This window comes from Bacillus sp. LUNF1, from assembly GCF_011008975.1.
In the GTDB taxonomy this organism is placed as follows: Bacteria; Bacillota; Bacilli; order Bacillales; family Bacillaceae; genus Bacillus; species Bacillus velezensis.
In genome coordinates this window covers 333,385-352,970 of sequence record NZ_CP048876.1, presented here as the reverse complement: position 1 = coordinate 352,970, position 19,586 = coordinate 333,385, and the positions used below count along the sequence as shown (strand labels likewise).

Sequence of the window (19,586 nt, the reverse complement as noted above, 5' to 3'; positions counted from 1 at the left end):
ACCTCTGTCTTTTCTGTTAGAGAATTTCCATTAATTTATCAAGTTCATCAAGCGTCAGATCATCATCGCCAAGATCACTAGGCGTAAGCTCAGGTCCGTCTTGGGCCAGGCAGTGATCTATGATTTTCAAGAGGTGCCCTTTAAAGCTGTCACTGAACGATTGAATGGTTTTTTCATGAAATTCGAGAGAATGATAGGCAAACGTCATCGTCATCTGCCCATTTTCTATAAATCCGACAATATCAAGCGCATTCGGCTTCTCTGTGTCAGGGCTCAGCGATTGTCCTGACGGCATCCCGGATCTTGTAAATAAGCCGGAATCCGACATCTCATTAAACTGGCCTAAGTAGTTAAAGCTGATATCCGGATCAATCTCAAATGAAAGATTCTCTTTATGCTCGGGCGCCGTTACATAACGCAGAATGCCGTAGCCGACTCCTTTGTTCGGGATGTGTCTGATGTCTTCTTTCATTTGTTTCAGCTGATATGAAAGATCGTCGGCGTGCTTCATCTCAAGGATCATCGGATACATGCTCGTAAACCATCCGACCGTCCGGGTGATATTCAAGCCGTCAAGAATGTCTTCGCGCCCGTGGCCTTCCAAATGAACGCCGATCGTGTCTTCACCCGTCCACTCTTTCAGCGCCAGTCCGAGCGCCGTGAGCAGGATGTCGTTCATTTCGGTGTGATAGGCTTCATGTACGTTTGTCGTCAGCTGTTCAGTTTGTTCAGGCGTCAGAGAGAAGCTGACCGTTCTCGTATGTTTCATGCGCTGATCACCAGACTGCCTGTCTTTCGGAAGCTGAGTGCATACCTCTTTTTCCTCAAGCTCTCTCCAGTAATCCGCTTCTTTCAGAAACGCCTTCGTATTTGCGTATTCTTTGATTCTCTCAGCAAATTCGGCGAATGAATGTGTTTTCGGCGGCAGCGCTGGTTCATTGCCTTGCTTCAGCTGCGTATAAACGGACGTGAAGTCCTCCAGTAAAATCCGCCAAGATACACCATCCACGACCAAGTGATGGATTGCGAGAAGAAGGTGGTCTCCATCTTCAGCCCGGAAGAGCCCGGCTTTCAGCAGATGTCCTGTTTCCAGTGAAATACTGCTTTGAAGACGGTCTGCTTCCCTTTCGATACGGTCCTCATGGTCTTCAGCAGGTCCGTTCAGCTCAAAGACGTTCAGTTCAACAGACACATCCTCAAGTCCTCTGTAATACGGTTTTTGTTCACGATAAATCATCCGGAGCGCATCATGGTGCACCGTCAGGACATGTAATGTTTTTTCTGTTATCTCCGGATCAAAGCCGTCTTTCGCGTGAAGCATGACGGATTGGTTCCAGTGGTGTTTGTCGGTGAAGTTTTTCTCAAAGAACCAGCGCTGGATCGGCGTTAACTCCGCTTCGCCTTCGACAGGTCCCTGGTCGGCCTGCTTGCCTTCCGTTCGCTCCACATAGGAGACGAGCTCTTCAATGGTCGGGTGCTGGAAGAGGTCTTTCATCTCCAGCTTGTAGCCGTGCTGGTTCAGACGGCTTGCCATTTGGATGCCTTTGATCGAGTCCCCGCCGAGCGTGAAGAAATTATCGCTTACGCCGATCTGGTCAAGACCGAGCACTTCCTGCCAAATGTCAGAAAGCAGCGTCTCCATCTCCGTTTCCGGCGCTTTGTAAGCGGCGCTTCCCGCTTCAATGTCCGGTGCCGGCAGGGCTTTTTTGTCAATCTTTCCGTTTGCGGTGACCGGAAGCTCGTCCATCTCCACCCAGAACGCCGGCACCATGTAGTCAGGCAGCGTGTCTTTCAGCGCGGCTTTGAGCGCTTCAATATCGTCCTGCCGAGGCGCGACATAGGCGCAAAGCGCGGTATTGCCCGCTTTGTCTTCCACGGCCGTCACCGCTGCGTCATGAACGTCCGCAAGCTGGGCGAGGCGGACTTCGATTTCTGAAAGCTCGATCCGGTAGCCCCGCACTTTGACCTGCTGGTCGATACGGCCGATGTATTCGATGCCGCACTGCGCGTTCCATTTGACGAGGTCGCCGGTCCGGTACATGCGCTCGCCGGGCACGAACGGATCTGCGGTAAACCGCTTCGCCGTTTCTTCCTCACGGTTCAGGTATCCGCGCGCAAGACCGCGGCCGGCCACACACAATTCACCGGCAATGCCTTCCGGCTGCACCTGATCGCCGTCCCCGAGAATATAAACTCTCGTATTGGCAATCGCCCGTCCGATCGAAAGCGATCCTTCCTCCGGATTGATGACGCCGCTTGTCGCGACGACGGTGTTTTCCGTCGGGCCGTAGTTGTTGACGATCGTGTACGGCTGTTTCACCGCCCGCTTCAGCTTGTCACCGCCGACGAGAAGCATACGGAGAGAGGTATTTTCCAGCTCCATAAATTGTTCGGCCAGCTGCGTCGGCAGGAAGGTGATGGTCACGCCGTTCTCCTCGAAATAGTGATTTAAGCGGGTGATATCCAGCCGGATCGCTTCGTCAATGACGTGAAGCTCCGCGCCGATGGTCCATGTCGGGAACATTTCCCAGATGGAGGCGTCAAAACCGAAGCCCGCGTATTTGGCGCTTTTATCATCCGCCGTCATGGCGAATGCGTCGTGATGCCAGAAGCACAGGTTCACCAGCGCATGGTGTTCGACCATGACACCCTTCGGCTGTCCGGTCGTTCCTGACGTGTAAATCATATAAGCGAGATGATCCGCCGTTGTTTCCGTCTGCGGGTTCGCTTCATCGTTTTCATCAAGCGGCAGGCTCAGAATGGAGCGTCCGCCGTCAAGCAGAATCGTTTCTCCTTTGTAGCTTTCCGGCACGTCCAGCGCTTCCTGTGTGAGAAGAAGCTTGGCGCCGCTGTCCTGCAGGATGTAGCTGATGCGCTCTTCCGGGTAGTCGGGGTCAATCGGCACAAATGCCGCGCCCGCTTTCAAGACGCCGAGTACGCCCGCGGCCATTTCCAAGGACGGTTTCGTCAAAATGCCGACACGTTCGTCAGCCGTGACGCCGCAGTCCATGAGAATGCGTGCGATGCGGTTCGCCCTTGCGTTCAGCTCGCCGTACGTCCACTTCGCGCCGTTGTATGCCGCGGCCGGCCGGTTCGCGTGGCGGGCGGCCGTTTCCTCAAAGAGACGGTGAACCGTTTTGTCCCGCGGCACAGAAATTGTTTTTCCTTTCCATGCGTCAAGGAGGGCTTGTTTTTCTGTTTTATTCACCAATGAAAGCCCAGAAAGCTTCGCAGCCGGATTTTCCGCTGCTGCTTCTAACAGTTGAAGCCAGTAATGCTTCCATGTCTCTGCCGTTTCCGGTTTAAACAGCGCGGTGTTATATTCAAGCACAAACGTTAAGCCTTCGTCTGTGTCCTCAGCCGTCATTGTCAGGTCAAACTTGGCTGTTTTTCTGTCAAACGGATGGTGCTTCAGCTCAATTCCTTCCATGACCAGATCTTCCGCATTTGCATTTTGCATTGAAAATACTGCATCAAACAGCGGATTTCTGCTCGTATCACGCTGCACCTCAACCTTTTGCAGAAGGTCTTCAAGCGGATAATCCTGCGCGTCAAATGCATGTAAAGCGGTTTGTTTCACTTCTTTAAGATAGTCCGTGAACGTTTTGTCCGCTTCCGGATACGTACGAAGCGCGAGTGTATTCACAAAAACACCGATGACGTTTGCGAGATCCGCATGTGACCGTCCCGCAACCGGCGAACCGACAATGATGTCATGCTGTCCGCTCAGTTTTGAGAGAAAGGCGCTGTATGACGCCAGCAGCACCATGTACATGGTAGAATCTGTTTGTTTCGCAAGACTGCGAAGAGCCGACGTCTGTTCCCCAGTCAGAGAAAAGACCAGCTTGTCTCCTTCAAAGGTTTGCACGGCCGGACGGCTGTAATCAGCCGGCAGCGTCAATACCGGAAGCTCGCCGTCAAGCTCCCGAAGCCAATGCTCCTCCTGCTTGCGGTACTGCTCTGATTGAATAAATTTCTGCTGCCATACCGCATAGTCTTTATAATGGATCCGCAGCGGATCAAGCGTTTCGCCGCCATACAAGCGGGACAGTTCATCTATCAGCACGCCGACTGAAGCGCCGTCCGAAATGATATGGTGCATATCAAACAGCAACAGGTGGTCATGTTCAGCCAGCTTGACCAGTCCCGTTCTGACGAGAGGAAGCTGATCCAGGCGGAACGGCCGGATAAAGCTCTGAATAATCCGTTCAGCATCTTCTTCAGAGGCTTCATAATATTCCATGTCGATATCAGCTTCCGCCCATATGCGCTGAACCGTTTCTCCATCCTTTATGTCAAATGTCGTTCTGAAGGCTTCATGGCGTTCTGTCAGCTGTTTCATGACGGATTTCAGCTTTTCTGCATCAAGCTTTCCTTTTAAGCGGAGCACAGACGGCATGTTATAGCTTGTTTCAGCGCCTTCCAGCTGCTGAAGCACAAACATCCGCTTCTGCGGTGAAGAAACCGGATACGTTTCCCGCTCGGCAGCCGGTGCGATGCTCTCTGCCGTTTTCCGCTCAGCCCCTTCAATCAGCTGCGCCAGCCCCGCAGCCGTCGGAGAAGTGAACAGATCCTTTAAGGTAAGCTGCACGCCGAATGTCTTCTGGATAAGGGCCAGCAGTTTCATCCCCGCTAACGAGTGGCCCCCGATCTCAAAGAACTGATCATGGACGCCGACCCGCTCCATTTGCAGCACCTCAGCCCAAATATCCGCCAGTTTTTGTTCTGTTTCATTGCGCGGCGCCGTATATGACACGGCATTCGCTGCGGTCACATCCGGCATCGGCAGCGCCCGCCTGTCGATTTTTCCGTTCCCTGTTAGAGGCAGTTCATCCAATTGAATAAAGACGGACGGAATCATATAAGCCGGAAGATCCTTCGCCGTATGCTCCCTCAGCTCCCGGGAAGAGATTTCCCTGAGGCCGACAACATACGCGCAAAGAAGTTTGTCACCCGCGCCCTGATCCACAGCGAGCACAATGCATTCCTGAATCTGGTCATGACTTTGAAGCTGATGCTCAATTTCGCCAAGCTCAATCCGCTGACCGCGGATTTTCACCTGATGGTCGATACGTCCGATAAACTCGATATCGCCATTCGGAAGCCATCTGGCCAAGTCGCCCGTTTTATACATCCGTTCACCTTCCTTAAACGGATGCTTTACAAATTTTTCTTCCGTCAGTTCAGGACGGTTGTAGTAGCCTTCTACGAGACCTTCACCGCTGACGCACAGCTCTCCCGCGATACCGGCCGGCTGAATGCGTCCGGCTGAGTTCATAATAAAGACTTCCGTATTGCTGACCGGTTTCCCGATCGGAACGGAGAGCGTATCCTCTTCAATGACATCCACTGGATGGTATGTCGCAAACACCGTGCTTTCCGACGGGCCGTACATATGAAGCAGTCTTCCTTTTCCGACTGCCGCCAGCGCCTTTTTGACATGTTCTACTGACGCTCTTTCGCCCCCGAACATGATTTTCCGAAGCGTCGTCAGACAGGACGGCTCCATATCAACAAGCAGGTGGAACAGGGCCGTCGTAATCATCAGAATGCTGACGTTCTCCCGTTTGATCACACGGGACAGACGTGACATATCCAGCACCGTATCTTTCGGGACGATCACAAGCTTTGCACCGTTTAACAGCGAACCGAACATATCAAACATAAAAGCGTCAAAGACGTAGTTTGACAGACCGAGCACTGTGTCCTCTTCAGAAACGGTCAAATAGTTCGTGTTCTTTACCGTTCGCAAAATGTTGGCATGTGTGACGATGTTTCCTTTCGGCGTTCCCGTCGTGCCAGATGTATAAGTGAGATTGGCAATCGTTTTGGAATCAAACGGCAATGCTGGATTGTGAGAGTCCTTTTCATAGCTCGCCTCATCATCAGCAAGCACAATGACGCCTTGAAAACCGGCCTTTTCCGCAAGCGGCTTGAGGCTTTGCTGAGTCATGAGCACATTCGCCCCGCTGTCACGGAAGAAATGCTGAATCCGCTGAACCGGATGCTCAGGATCAATCGGCACATAGGCGGACCCCGCTTTTAACACAGCCATAATGGAAACAATCATATCCATTGACCGTTCACACAGAACAGCCGCGGTTTTCCCGCCGCCTCCGACTGAAAGAATATGCCGCGCAAGCCTATTGGCGCGTTCATTCAGCTGCTGATACGACAGGGTTTCCCCTTCGAACTGAAGAGCCGTCCGGTCAGGGTTCTTTCGGGCCTGTTCTTCAAAGATCTGCACGATCGTTTGCTCTTTCGGGTACGCCGTGCGCTCCGGATTGACCCGCTGTAATTGAGTCAAAGCCTCCCGTTCAGAAAGCAGATCATATTCGCTGATTTTCACATCCGGCTGAGCTGCCGCGCTCTCCAGCAGACGGACATAGTGCGCAAGCATGCGATCCGCAGTTGAGCGCTTAAACAGCTTCGTGCAATAATCCAAATCAAGCGCAAGGCCTTCCGCTGTTTCCCGAGCCTGCATGGTCAGGTCGAATTTGGCGATATTGAAGTTTGTTTCATGAAGAGACAGCGTCAGATTACCGATCTCCGGAATACCGTCCGAAGCATTTTGCAGACTGAACATCGTGTCAAATATCGGATGCCTGCTCATATCCCGGGGCACGTTCAGCTCCTCGGTCAGCCACTCAAACGGATAATCCTGATGAGAAAACGCGTCCAGCACCTGCTTGCGCACATGACCTAACAAGCCGGCAAATGTCTGATCCTGCTTCACGGAGCTTCGCAGCGCAAGCGTGTTGACAAACATCCCGATAAGCCCCTCGGTATCAGAGTGATTTCTTCCCGCTGACGGTGTTCCCACGATGATGTCTTCCTGTCCTGAATACTTAGAAAGCAGCGTATAGTAAGCTGATAACAGCACCATGTAAAGGGTGGCTCCGTTTTTCTCGGCAAGCTTCTGCAGCCGTTCCCGCAGCATTTTCGGCAGCTTGGCGGACACGCGGTCACCTTCAAAGCTTTGCACCTGCGGCCGCGGATAATCAGGGAGCAGCTGAAGCACCGGCAGTTCGCCGCTGAAGACTTCTTTCCAGTACGCCCGCTCCTTCTTGTAGCCTTCTTTCGCCCGTTCCGCCTGCCATACGGCATAATCTTTATATTGAATGCGCAATTCAGGCAGCTGATTTCCGCCGTAGATGTCAGCCAGTTCCTTCAGCATGATGGAAATAGACACCCCGTCAGAAATCAGGTGATGCATATCAAACAGCAGCATATGGCGATTGTGATCGAGCGTTTGCAGGCCGATTCTGAACAGCGGCGCCTCAGATAAATCAAAACGGCGCACAAAGTCCTTCATGACCTGTTCATTCGTTCTTCCGCGCGCTTCAATCATTTCAATATGAAACGGAACATGTTCGTGAATCACCTGTCTCGGCGTGCCGTCCTCTGATTGAAACGATGTTCTGAGCGCTTCATGCCTGCTGATTAAGGCAGAAAATGCACGCTCAAGCTTTTCACGGTCTAAAGCGCCCTCAATCATGGCCGCAGCCGGCATGTTATATCCGACTCCCGCGTCTTCAAATTGGCTCGCGATATAAGTCCGCTGCTGAGCGAGCGAAAGCGGATAGCTCGCCTGCTTCTCAGCCGGCTCAATCGCACTGAATGCCGGTCCTTCGTTTCGGTTTTCCGCATAATCGGCAAGCGCCGCAATCGTCGGATGCTCAAACAAGTATTGCAGCGGAATTTCGACGCCCATTTGCTTATGAATTTTCGTCAGAAGCGTCATGGCCTTTAATGAATGACCGCCTGACTCGAAGAAATGATCATAAATGCCCGCCTTGTCCATTCCGAGGACTTCCTGCCAGATGACGGTGAGCGTTTCCTCCGTTTCATTTCTCGGCGCGGCATATTCGGATGAACTGACAGCCTGCACATCAAGCGCAAACAGCTTTTTGCGGTCTGCCTTCCCGCTCGGCGTGAGCGGAATTTCGTCCGTTTTTGTAAAGTAAGCGGGCACCATGTAATCAGGAAGGTGCTTTGACACATACTCTCTGTACTCGGCAGGGTGAAACTCGGTTCCTTTTTCCTGAACGATATATGCGCAGACATCTAAGCTGCCCTGCAGATCCGGCCGTGCCAGCACGACGGCCTGCGCCGCGCCCGGAGCTTTTCTGAGCACCGTTTCAATTTCTCCCAGCTCAATGCGGTAGCCGCGGACTTTCACCTGATCATCTTCACGGCCGATATATTCGATCGTCCCATCCGGCAGCCAGCGCGCCATATCACCCGTGCGGTACATGCGGCCGCTTCCGTTAAACGGGTCCTGCAAAAACTTCTCTGCGGTCAAATCCGGAAGATTTAAATAGCCGCGGCCTACACCGTCACCCGCGATATACAGCTCACCGGCCGTGCCGTCGGGCTGAAGCCGCTGGTGCTTATCCAATATATACAGACGGGCGTTGCCGAGCGGTTTCCCGATCGGAACGTACGCCGCCTGTTGATTCATTCCGTTATCGGCTGACACCTGATGCACGGACGCATCTACGCACGTTTCTGTCGGCCCGTAGACATTCGTCAGACGCGGCGCCCTGCCCGATTGATGAAAGAGCGTCATCAGCTGTTCAGCAACAGCCGCGGACAGGCCCTCTCCCCCAATGAGCATGTGGCGCAATTCAATTCCGCTGACATCTCCCGCCGCAACCATCATCTGCAGATGCGCAGGCGTTCCGTCAGTGGCTTCAATCCGGTTTTGACGATAATAGTCCAGCAGTGCCGAGCCATTCGTCACAGTCGTTTTCGGCACGATATAAAGCGTCTGTCCCAAAAGAAGCGAGGCAAAAATCTGTTTGACGGACGCATCAAAATGAAACGGAGCCAAAAGCGCCATTCTTAACGTCTGCTCACCGCATTGATAAATCTCCTGCTGCAGTGATTGCACCAGATGATGAACTTGCCGGTGCTCAATCATCACGCCTTTCGGCCGCCCCGTTGTACCTGACGTGTAGATGATGTAAGCCAGCCGGTCTGATTGTGTGCTGACACCGTCCGCAGCCGTTTCAAACTGAACAGCCTCGTCAAAATCAATCCGTTCGGCATCCGCTGCAGGCACCTGTATTCCGGTCTCCGTCAGAACAGCCTTCGCTCCGCTGTCCTCTAAAATGTACTGAATCCGATCCGCCGGAAAGTCAGGATCTATCGGCACATAAGCGCCGCCCGCTTTCAAAATTCCCAATATTGCCGCAATGACACGCTCAGATCGGCCAAGCAGCACCGCGACAGGAGAATCGGCTGATATCCCGGCTTGAAGAAGGCGTCCGGCAATACGGCCTGATTGTTCATGCAATGTGCGATAGGACAATGTTCGGCCTTCATACACAACTGCGGGTTTGTCAGACAGTGACTTCACTTTCTCTTCAAACAGCCCCGGTATCGTCATCTCCTTGCGGTAATTCACCGGATTGCCGGAGGCCCGTTTCAGCAGCCGCTCTTTCTCGGATTCAGAAAGAAGAGTAAGTTCATCAATTATGCGATCAGGAGATGAAATCGCATCTTCAATCAGCGTGATCAAACGTTCAGAAACAGATTCAATCTCTTCCCCCTTGAAAATGTCGCTGCGATAGTCAAAATCAATTGTCAGTTTCCCGGTGTCCCATCGTTCCTTCACATGAATCGAAATATCATTTGTACCGCTTCCGCTGAAAATAGGGTCTGTCAGGAAGGACAGATTCTCTTTTTTCTGCCACTGCATCACCTGGTACTCCAGAGCCACCGTAAACAATCTGCTCAGCGAACTTTTCGAAGCACGCAAATCATTGACAAGCAGGTTATACGGATACTTTTGGTGGCGGAGAATTTTCATCAGATCCTTCATCCGGCCTTTAACGAATTCCAAGAACGACTGTCCTCCGTCAACGCTTGTCCGCACAGGCACCGTAGATACGAACATCCCGAGCATCTGCTTTTCTTTCGCATTCGTCCGGTTTCCCATAAACGTACCCGTGACAACGTCATCCCGGCCGGTCACTTTGTAGAGATAAGTGATCAGAGCTGACTGGAACAGAGACAGTACGCTGACTTTATGCTCCTCGCAGAATGAATGAATGCGGCCATATAAGTCGTGAGGAATTTCTTGAGAAAACCGTTTCGCATCAAGACCCGCATCTGCCCGGCTCCGTTTCAGGGACACAAGCTCCGGCACGGTCTCAAACTGCCCGTTCCAAAAGTCCCGATCCTTCTTAAACCGCTTCGACTGCACATATTCCTGCTCTGTCAGCACGTGCTCGATAAAAGAAGGAATCTCCGTCTGTTCCTCACTTGTCCCGCCTGAAAGCTCCAAATAAATATCAGTAATCGCATTGCCCAGAATCGTCATGGAAATCCCGTCTGAAATAATGTGATGCACATTAGCGTAAAACCAGACCTCATTTTCACTGATCGTGTGCACGGAAAAACGGAATAAATCCTGATCATATAACGCCAGAGGCTTGCCAGCTTCTTCACGCCCCCATTTTGACAGCTCGTCCGCAGAGCAGCCGGCTTGCCTGATATCCGTGTGCCCGATAGAGAGCGGACGGTATTCGCTCACATATTGAACGGGCTCCCCCTCATCATCAAGCCGCAGACGGATTCTCATCGACTCATACCGCCGGACGAATTCCTGTATCGCTTTCTCAACGTAATGAGCCTGTACGCCGTCTTCAGAAATGAGTTTCCCGAACCCGGCAAGATTTGAAATACTTGTGTTCGGATAGAATTTTTCTGTATACCAGATACGTTTTTGAGCATTTGTTAAAGGATAAAAAGTTATTTCCATATGTGTGCGCCTCCCCTTTTTAAGATATAGTTGTCAATTCTCCCTTAGAAACAGCCTCCCTCTATGTCCCTAACTCATTCTCAAGCCAAAAGAACCACTTACCTCAAAAACGATCCCGATTCAATCACCGCCGAAATCCGTCATCCGTTCACCCGCGCAGTCCGAAATACGGCATCAAATTTATGAGAAATCAAGACAAAAAGCCATTGATTGTAAGCACGAAAGGTTTACCTATTTCTGCATGTATTTCTATATATCTACTTACGTTCACTTTATATGAAAATATTGTTTTTATCACCGAAAAATGGGTGAAAAGTTTCATGCGGCACACCGAAAAAAAATCCGACAAATCCAGAGGGTATTTTGCGGCATCCCGCAATTTATTTTCAAAAATATTATTTACGTAAAATTAAAAATCTTTAAACTATAATGAAAATCTGTCGAATATCCAGTTATGGCAGAAATAAAAAAAATTTACGTACGTAAGCTGACCCGGAAAAAACAGCGCAAGAACCGAAACAGACGGCCCGAATGTTCGCAATATGATTTCATTAAACCGCAAAAAAAGCACTCTATTTTACATAGAGCACTTCAAAAAGATTCCTTTATTGCAGTTTTATCAATGTTGATTAATTCCATATAATCTTTTCCCCACTTATACATGGCGTCCAGAATCGGCATAAGGCTTTCTCCTTGCGCCGTTAAAGAATACTCCACTTTCGGAGGGACGACAGGGTAAACTTCCCTGTGAACGATCAGATCCTGCTCCAGCTCCCTGAGCTGATTCACAAGAATTTTGTGCGTAATATCCGGAATTAAAGCTTTCAGCTCATTAAACCGCTTCGTCCCTTCTTTTCCCAAGTGCCACATAATCAGCATTTTCCACTTCCCGCCTATCACGGCAAGCGTCAATTCCTTTTCGCAATTAAACGTTTTCTCATCCATTCGGCTCACAGACAATTCTCCTTCCTCTTACTTTTTGTACGGTCATCATCTATTCATACACGCTTACTTTTTCACACAACTTTCATCAGTTTATACTACCACGCAGTTTTGCTGAAACAAAGCGCATTGCCTGCGGGGACAGTATCCTCAAAGTAACTATTAGACTTCAAAGTGCGTACTTCTCAACATGCGGGGCACTCTATAGAATGGAAATACATGAAAAAGAGGAGTGGATATAAAGTGGAATTACAGCTGGCATTAGACTTAGTAAATATCCCGGAAGCAATTGAACTTGTGAAAGAGGTCGAACAATATATAGATGTTGTAGAAATCGGCACTCCCGTTGTCATTAATGAAGGACTGAAAGCCGTGCAGGAAATGAAAACAGCCTTTCCTCACTTGAAAGTGCTTGCCGATCTTAAAATCATGGATGCAGGCGGTTACGAGATTATGAAAGCGGCAGAAGCGGGAGCCGACATCATCACCGTTTTAGGAGCGACAGACGACTCAACGATCAAAGGGGCCGTTGCCGAAGCAAAAAAACAGCAGAAAAAAATCCTCGTCGACATGATAAACGTAAAAAACCTTGAAACACGGGCAAAAGAAATTGACCAACTCGGTGTTGATTATATTTGTGTTCATACGGGTTATGATCTTCAGGCAGAAGGAAAAAATTCATTCGAGGAACTGACGGCGATTAAAAAAGCGGTCAAGAGCGCTAAAACCGCAATTGCCGGAGGCATTAAACTTGATACGCTTCCTGAAGCCATCAAACAAAACCCAGATTTAATCATTGTCGGCGGAGGCATTACGGGAGCTGACAATAAAGCGGATGCTGCTGCTAAAATGAAACAGCTGATCACACAAGGATCATGAAAACGACTGAATACTTACATGAAATACTAAATGAAATATCCCGCACCGCAGCATTAATATCCGACAGTGAAGCTGACAAGCTTGCGGATCAGATTTTATCGGCAGATCAAATCTTCACGTCCGGAGCGGGGCGTTCCGGCTTTATGGCTAAAGCGTTCGCCATGAGGATGATGCACATCGGCCTGAACGCTTACATCGTCGGTGAGACGCTTACCCCTCCCCTCCAAGAAGGCGATCTCGTCATCATCAGCTCAGGCTCAGGCGAAACAAAAAGTCTGCTTCATACGGCTGAAAAAGCCAAAAGCCTTAACGGCATCATCACTGCATTAACGATTAACCCCGCTTCAAGTCTCGGCAAACTTGCGGATCTTACAATAACGATTCCCGGCTCTCCTAAGGAAGAGACCGGCGGAGACAGAAAGACGATTCAGCCGATGGGTTCTTTATTCGAACAAACTCTTCTGCTGTTTTACGATGCGGTTATTCTAAAAATCATGGAGAAAAAAGAATTGAATTCAGCAGACATGTTTACAAAGCATGCGAATCTGGAATGATTTGCTGACGGCCTTCTTATCAGATGGCCGTCTTTTTATCGTCTTGTTGCGCACGGTCATACAGGCCAAGGTTTTCGGGTCAGACACTCGCAGACGAAGATATCCTGCCGGTGAGCTTATCGCTATAATAAGTCAATTGACGATACGGCCGCAACCATTCATTTCTGAATAGGGAAACGGCAAAAACACTTTCTGATCGAATTTTTAATGAATAAAGTTGATTTGTGCGGATGGTTTTACAGATATTCAGCTGAATTGCGGCTGAGAAATATATTTTAACAGCTTTACAGCCGGCCGATTCTGCTTTATTCTTGGACCAGCTTTACAGCAATTAAAACTGGAGGTGATTGATACTCTTGAAAACATTAAAAGCACTGCTGCTTGTTCTTATCATCATTGCCGGAGCAGTCGCGGCCCTGATCAAGGGTGATCTTTTCTCAGATAACGAGCAAACCGTTCAGAAGAGTGATTACGACAAGGTAATCCTATTTCCGTCCGATCGATATCCGGAAACAGCAAAGCATATTAAGGACGCGATAAAAGAAGGGCATTCCAGCATATGCACCATTGACAGAGACGGAGTACATAAGCGGCGTGAGCAATCTCTTAAACATGTGCCTGTCAAAACGGGATACGATAGGGATGAATGGCCGATGGCGGTTTGTAAACAGGGCGGAAACAACGCCTCCGTAGAATATATTTCTCCGGCAGACAACCGCGGAGCCGGCTCATGGGTCGGACACCAGCTTACCAATGATCCCGACGGAACGAGAGTATTATTTAAAATTAAGTAAAAAACAGGAGGAACAGCGCATTGATTAAATCATGGAAACCGCAAGAACTGGCCATTTCTTATCATCAATTTACAATCTTCCAAAAAGATTCAGAACCGCCTGTTATCGATTGGACCGATGAAGCCATTGAAAAAGGATATGCGGAAGCTGACGGAGCTGTTTCATTTGAGGCAAGGAGAAATACGAGGGCATTTATCGTTCTCAGGCTTAACACAAGTGAACCGGTACCATCCTATGAGAAAAAAGCGACTGTTCCCTTTGAGGCTGTAAAAGATGGAATTGAGATTGAAAGCGTGATGTCAAAGCGGCTTTTCTTTCATATTCCGAAAGGCCGATACAGCCTTACCTGTTATTCAGTGCCTGCCGAAATATCCGATCTTCATGCGGATACGTATATTATTGATGCAGCCGTAATGTAAAAGAAATCCCTGAGAGAATCATATTTCTCTCAGGGAACTTTTATAAACTTTTACCGTTTGTTTCAATTACATTCCGGTACCAATAAAAACTTTTTTTCCTGATCCGTTTCAAATCCTTTTCATCTTCTTCATCTCGATTGATATACACAAAACCGTAGCGTTTTTGATAGCCGTTCAGCCAGCTTAACAGATCCGTGAATGACCAGCTGCAGTAGCCGATGAGATGAACTCCGTCACTAATAGCCACTCTGCACTGTTTACCCATACTGAAGGTCCTTTACCGTCTTTATTCCAGGCTCCTTCAGCCTGATAGGCAGCCGAGGCTGACTCCCATAGAAATGTATCAGGGAACAGGCCCTGTTTTTTATGTATCATGTGTTTCATCCTCCTGATGCCTATGATATTGATATCATACGTTATGAAACGCGTTTCAGAGCAATCCCGATAAAAACAAAAAAGCATCCGGCTTGCCGGATGCTTAAGAATGATGATGCCGCTTTTCCAATTTATGAGGCGGAGGCTTCGGGACAAACCCATTTTGTTTCATCATGTTAAAGCGCCTGTCCATATGCTGTTTAATATGTTCTGCTTTTTCTTTCGGCAGGACCCCGTACTCGACATATTTGGATATGACATGTTTTCGTTTTTCGAGCACTTCTTTTTCAAGTGATTCAATTTCTTTTTTCTGCTGTTCCGTGAGTGACATTGTTGAAGGCATTTTTGTTCCGGCGGCGTGTGCCGGCATTGTGAAAACCATTGCTGTAATGAAAAACGCAGCTAAAGACAATGCAGCTCTTTTCATGATTCTTTCCTCCTTTAACGTTTGTTATATGTTTCTCCCTCATCCATTTTTTATGCAAAAAAAAGAGCGAAATTATTCGCTCTTTTCAATCGATTCGTCCGGCAGCGCGTACGTGACATACGTTCCCGCTACAAAATCGTGGATTGACCGTTTGTCTTCTCTCATTCCGACCATGAATGCGCTCACGATCACACCGATTCCAAACGTCACCCCATATATCAGGCCGCCCACAAGCACTCTCAAAATCATAGTGAGAAAGCCTACCTGAGTTCCGTCTTTTTTGACGATGCGGATACCGCAGATCTTTTTGCCGATAACATAACCGTTCCAGTAGACAGGGAGCAAAATACCATAAAGAGTCAAAATAATGCTGATCATTGCGCTCTCATTCGGATCTTTTCCTGTTGCCAGCATAAAAATAATCGCCAAAGGCACTGAAGTAATTAAATAGTCGAGTACCACGGCTCCCAATCTGATCCAAAATCCCGCCGGTCTGTAAATATTCATCGTGTTTCTCCTCACTATGGCTTTAAAATCACTTTAATGTTGCCATCTTCTTTTTTGTCAAATATATCATATGCAGCAGGAGCTTCCGCAAGACTCATTTTGTGTGTAATGATGTCCGTCGGATCAATTTCATTTTGTTCGATCATTTGATACAGCATCGGCATCAGATGAATAACGGGTGCCTGGCCCATTTTTAAAGAAACGTTGCGTGTGAAAAAATCACCGAGCGGAAAGCCGTCCGCTTCAGAAATGTATGCGCCCGTGAGCTGCACGGTTCCGAACTTCTTAACGGCTTCTGATGCTGTAAGAATCGGACTGATCGTTCCGAACTGATTCGGTTTTTGCTCTGTTTTTTCTTTTGACAGCGGCGTGCCGTCCATTCCGACACAATCAATCACTACATCCGCGCCCCCTGACGTTTGTTCATGCAGCAGTTTCCCGATCTCATCATGTTCTGAAAAATTGAAGGTCTCTGCTCCGTTTATGCGTCTCGCATGTTCAAGGCGATGCGGGACTTGATCGACTGCGATAACCCGCTTTGCTCCTTTTTTCCACGCGAATTTTTGCGCCATTAAACCGATCGGACCTGATCCCAGAATCACGACTGTATCTCCTTTTTTCACTCCGCTGTGCTGGACGCTCCAAAAGGCGGTCGGCATGACATCTGACAGAAGCAGCACATGCTCATCTTCAAGCTCACTGTCTGCCGGAACCAGAAAAGAAGAGAAATCAGCATAAGGAACACGTAAATATTCAGCCTGCCCGCCGGGATAATTACCGTTAAACTCCGAAAAACCGAATAAGCCGCCGGCATCTGTATGAGGATTTGGATTAGATTCATCACACTGGCTTTCCATCTGGTGCTGGCAATAATGACATTCTCCGCAGCCGATGTTAAAAGGAATCACGACCCGGTCGCCTTTTTTCAGCTTTTTGACTTGACTGCCCGTTTCTTCAACGATTCCCATCGGCTCATGCCCGACGATATAACCCGGATCGGCGGGTATTCCGTTTTTATATAAATGAAGGTCTGAACCGCATATCCCGGTTGCGGTGATTCGAACGATGACATCCCTCTCATCTTGAATGGCGGGTGCCGGGACTTCTTTCACTTCCATATGTTCTTTTCCTTGGTATGTCAGTGCTTTCACACTTGGTCAGCTCCTTTTTAATCACTCCTTCCCTTTTCACCTGCTTCTAAACTTGGCCGGAATGTTATTCGGCCCGCTGAATATCCCATTGAAAAGGATCTTCAAGCTGCGACCAGTCGGAATCGAACTCAGACGGCGTGAGCAGGCACTGATCCAATTCCTTTGTAATGGCTGCTTCATGTAAATCTGTTCCGATAAACACCAGGTTCGTATGACGGTCTCCGAATTGGTCGTCCCAATCTTCCAGAATCTCCGGTTCCTGCTGTTTAATCTGCTCCTGCTCAAGTTTCGGCATTGCCGCCACCCAATAAGAAACAGGCTCAATCGAAACTGCCGGACCCGCCTGAGACATCAGCAGCGCAAGGCTGTTGCGGGTTGCGCACCAAGCAATTCCTTTTGCGCGCACAATGTTGTCAGGCATTGATTGATGCAGCCAGCTGTCAAAACGAACGGTATGAAACGGCAGACGCCGCGAGTACACAAACGAAGTGATGCCGTACTCTTCCGTTTCGGGAGTGTGCGCTTCATGACCTGCCGTCAGCTCCTTTATCCATCCTGCTGATGAACTCGCTTCCTCAAACTCAAATAAACCGGTATTCAATATGTATTCGGCGGGCACTTCTCCGCGGACGGACCGGATCAGTCTGGCACGGGGCTGTAATGCGCGAAGAACCGTTTCCAGCTGTTCAAGCTCTTTTTCGCCCACCATGTCGCATTTATTTAAAATGAGCACATCACAAAACTCGATTTGGTCAATTAATAAATCGGCAATCACCCGTTCATCCTCTTCTCCCGCCGCTTCCTTCCGGTCAAGAAGGCTGTCACCGGACTGGAAATCATGCCAGAAGCGGTTTGCATCCACCACGGTCACCATTGTGTCCAGCCTGCAGAAAGTTGTCAGATCAATGCCCATTTCTTCATCTATATAAGAAAATGTCTGGGCAACGGGAATCGGTTCGCTGATCCCTGTTGATTCAATCACAATATAATCAAATCTGCCGTCTTTCGCGAGTTTCTCAACTTCGACTAATAAATCTTCACGCAGCGTGCAGCAGATACAGCCGTTGGATAATTCTACGAGTTTCTCATCCGTCCTTGACAAGCCGCCTCCCTGCTTCACCAAGCCCGCGTCTATATTTACTTCGCTCATGTCATTGACGATGACGGCAATTTTTAAACCGTTGCGGTTTTGTAAAATATGATTCAAAACGGTCGTCTTTCCGGCACCAAGATAGCCGCTCAATACTGTAACCGGAATTTTTTTCATAAAATAGCCTCCTGACAAAATAGAATGATTACGATTTACATCCCGCACCTGCCTTATTTTCATCATGATGTACATTGTTATAAATCGTAATCGTTACTATTTATTCTGATATATTCTCCGTTTAAAATCAAGTGAAAAATAATCAATCATAAAAAAGACACGCTGTCATACGTGTCTTCCGCCCAAACTTAAACATCCGCAGGACTGTTTTCAGTGCCATAGCTTTTTCTCCAAAAATAGCCTGCGGCCAGAACAAGCACAAATGCGAGCAATGCGATACATGAAAAAGAGATAAAACCGATCGCATAAGTTCCCGTCATCTGCTTCAATGATCCTAAAATATTCGGAAGGAAAAACCCCCCTATGCCGCCGGCCGCTCCGACGATCCCCGTCACCATTCCGATTTCTTTTGCAAAGTGCTGAGGGACAAGCTGAAATACCGCTCCGTTGCCCATACCGAGCGCCATCATTCCGATAAACAGCAGAACGACAACCGTTGAAAGCGGAGGCAGGCTGCTGACTCCCGCCATACACAGAGCCGCGATGACAAACAGTACAGCGAGAACTTTCGCACCTCCCGCACGGTCTGAAATCCAGCCTCCTGCTGGGCGAAAAAAACTGCCCGCCGCGACACATATTGTAACGAAATCACCGGCATGGATTTTTGACAATTGATATTGATCAACGAAAAAAATCGCCAAAAAACTTGATAATCCCACAAAACCTCCGAAAGTGACGCCGTACAAAAGACAGAAACACCATGTCTCCTTCTGCCTGAAAACGTGAAGGTAGTTTTTAAGCGGCTGCGGTGCGGGCTGTGCAGGAGAGTCCTTCGCCATGACGATAAACAGAATAAAAACGATCATCAACGGAAGAAGCGCAATTCCCATTACACTGTGCCACCCAAACTGTTCCGCAAGGCGGGGACCGAACAATGTCGCAAACAAAGTGCCGCTGTTGCCGGCACCTGCTATCCCCATCGCAAGCCCCTGCAAGTGAGGCGGATACCACCGGCTCGCCATCGGAAGCGCAACAGCAAAACTTGCGCCCGCTACGCCCAGCAGAATGCCGATCGCATACAGCTCAGTCAAAGAACGGCCGCCGAATGCCCCCCAAAGCAGCGGGATCATCGTGATCAGCATCCCGATCACGGCTGTTTTCTTCGGCCCGATCCTGTCCGTTAACACACCTAAAATGATCCGAAACACAGATCCTGATAAGATCGGCAGAGCCACGACAAACCCTTTTTCAAAAGAAGACAACCCGAAATCCTGAGAAATATAAACGCCGAGCGCCCCCAGCATTACCCAAATCATAAAACTCACATCAAAATATAGGAAGGAACAGAGCAGAGTGAGCGGATGACCGCTTGTTTTTAATTCCGACAGCTTCATAACATTCTCCTTTCCGGTCTTCTATCATTTCAAATTGCTGAATCAAGAATATATGACCGGCATTCACCGGAAAAGACATGTGTAAGATAATGCGACACATTTAATG

12 protein-coding genes and 1 pseudogene are annotated in these 19,586 nt (G+C 48.9%); 4 read left to right on the top strand and 9 right to left on the bottom strand.

The window, feature by feature from the left end:
* Nucleotides 1-16: 16 nt before the first annotated feature.
* Entirely contained in the window at nt 17-10,771 is a 10,755-nt protein-coding gene (gene srfAA, locus G4O42_RS01845; protein WP_057766256.1) for a surfactin non-ribosomal peptide synthetase SrfAA, read from the bottom strand.
* A 591-nt stretch (nt 10,772-11,362) separates the two neighbouring features.
* Nucleotides 11,363-11,725, bottom strand: coding sequence for a transcriptional activator HxlR (gene hxlR, locus G4O42_RS01840; RefSeq protein ID WP_007409352.1), 363 nt, complete (start codon nt 11,723-11,725; stop codon nt 11,363-11,365).
* A 231-nt stretch (nt 11,726-11,956) separates the two neighbouring features.
* Here hxlR and hxlA point away from each other — a divergent pair, with 231 nt between their 5' ends.
* The 4 genes from hxlA to comJ all read left to right on the top strand — a co-directional run bounded on the left by hxlA (nt 11,957) and on the right by comJ (nt 14,359).
* Nucleotides 11,957-12,592, top strand: coding sequence for a 3-hexulose-6-phosphate synthase (gene hxlA / locus G4O42_RS01835; protein ID WP_014416875.1), 636 nt, complete (start codon nt 11,957-11,959; stop codon nt 12,590-12,592).
* The gene (hxlB, locus tag G4O42_RS01830; protein WP_032872811.1) at nt 12,589-13,146 is read left to right on the top strand and encodes a 6-phospho-3-hexuloisomerase; all 558 of its coding nucleotides are present in this window, start codon (nt 12,589-12,591) and stop codon (nt 13,144-13,146) included. Before hxlA ends, hxlB begins: the two co-directional genes overlap by 4 nt.
* Nucleotides 13,147-13,502: 356 nt before the next feature.
* Entirely contained in the window at nt 13,503-13,940 is a 438-nt protein-coding gene (locus tag G4O42_RS01825) for a NucA/NucB deoxyribonuclease domain-containing protein (RefSeq protein WP_003156588.1), read from the top strand.
* Between the two features lie 20 nt (nt 13,941-13,960).
* Nucleotides 13,961-14,359 carry a competence protein ComJ gene (comJ, locus tag G4O42_RS01820; protein ID WP_032872809.1) on the top strand — a complete coding sequence of 133 codons (399 nt, stop codon included), beginning with the start codon at nt 13,961-13,963 and terminating at the stop codon, nt 14,357-14,359.
* A 40-nt stretch (nt 14,360-14,399) separates the two neighbouring features.
* Here comJ and G4O42_RS01815 read toward each other — a convergent pair.
* The 7 genes and pseudogenes from G4O42_RS01815 to G4O42_RS01785 form a co-directional block, all read right to left on the bottom strand.
* Nucleotides 14,400-14,618, bottom strand: a pseudogene (locus G4O42_RS01815) (family 1 glycosylhydrolase); the annotation flags it as partial.
* Complete coding sequence (locus tag G4O42_RS20190) at nt 14,543-14,734, bottom strand: family 1 glycosylhydrolase (protein WP_074534339.1); 192 nt, start codon at nt 14,732-14,734, stop codon at nt 14,543-14,545. The gene G4O42_RS20190 and the pseudogene G4O42_RS01815, both read right to left, overlap by 76 nt.
* Nucleotides 14,735-14,837: 103 nt before the next feature.
* Entirely contained in the window at nt 14,838-15,161 is a 324-nt protein-coding gene (locus G4O42_RS01805) for a YckD family protein (RefSeq protein WP_032872805.1), read from the bottom strand.
* A 72-nt stretch (nt 15,162-15,233) separates the two neighbouring features.
* Nucleotides 15,234-15,668, bottom strand: a complete 435-nt coding sequence (locus G4O42_RS01800; protein WP_021494203.1) for an RDD family protein — start codon at nt 15,666-15,668, stop codon at nt 15,234-15,236.
* A gap of 14 nt (nt 15,669-15,682) precedes the next feature.
* A complete protein-coding gene (locus G4O42_RS01795; protein WP_032872802.1) occupies nt 15,683-16,819 on the bottom strand; it encodes a zinc-dependent alcohol dehydrogenase in 1,137 nt (378 codons plus the stop codon).
* 64 nt (nt 16,820-16,883) lie between these two features.
* Complete coding sequence (locus G4O42_RS01790; protein ID WP_032872800.1) at nt 16,884-18,086, bottom strand: GTP-binding protein; 1,203 nt, start codon at nt 18,084-18,086, stop codon at nt 16,884-16,886.
* A gap of 188 nt (nt 18,087-18,274) precedes the next feature.
* Nucleotides 18,275-19,480, bottom strand: coding sequence for an MFS transporter (locus G4O42_RS01785; RefSeq protein WP_032872798.1), 1,206 nt, complete (start codon nt 19,478-19,480; stop codon nt 18,275-18,277).
* Nucleotides 19,481-19,586 lie beyond the last annotated feature (106 nt).

Bases quoted from the DNA above. Each gene is read 5' to 3' on its own strand.
- G4O42_RS20190 (WP_074534339.1), bottom strand. From the start codon at position 14,734: ATGATACATAAAAAACAGGGCCTGTTCCCTGATACATTTCTATGGGAG.
- G4O42_RS01785 (WP_032872798.1), bottom strand. From the start codon at position 19,480: ATGAAGCTGTCGGAATTAAAAACAAGCGGTCATCCGCTCACTCTGCTC.
- G4O42_RS01805 (WP_032872805.1), bottom strand. From the start codon at position 15,161: ATGAAAAGAGCTGCATTGTCTTTAGCTGCGTTTTTCATTACAGCAATG.
- G4O42_RS01800 (WP_021494203.1), bottom strand. From the start codon at position 15,668: ATGAATATTTACAGACCGGCGGGATTTTGGATCAGATTGGGAGCCGTG.
- srfAA (WP_057766256.1), bottom strand. From the start codon at position 10,771: ATGGAAATAACTTTTTATCCTTTAACAAATGCTCAAAAACGTATCTGG.
- hxlB (WP_032872811.1), top strand. From the start codon at position 12,589: ATGAAAACGACTGAATACTTACATGAAATACTAAATGAAATATCCCGC.
- G4O42_RS01790 (WP_032872800.1), bottom strand. From the start codon at position 18,086: ATGAAAAAAATTCCGGTTACAGTATTGAGCGGCTATCTTGGTGCCGGA.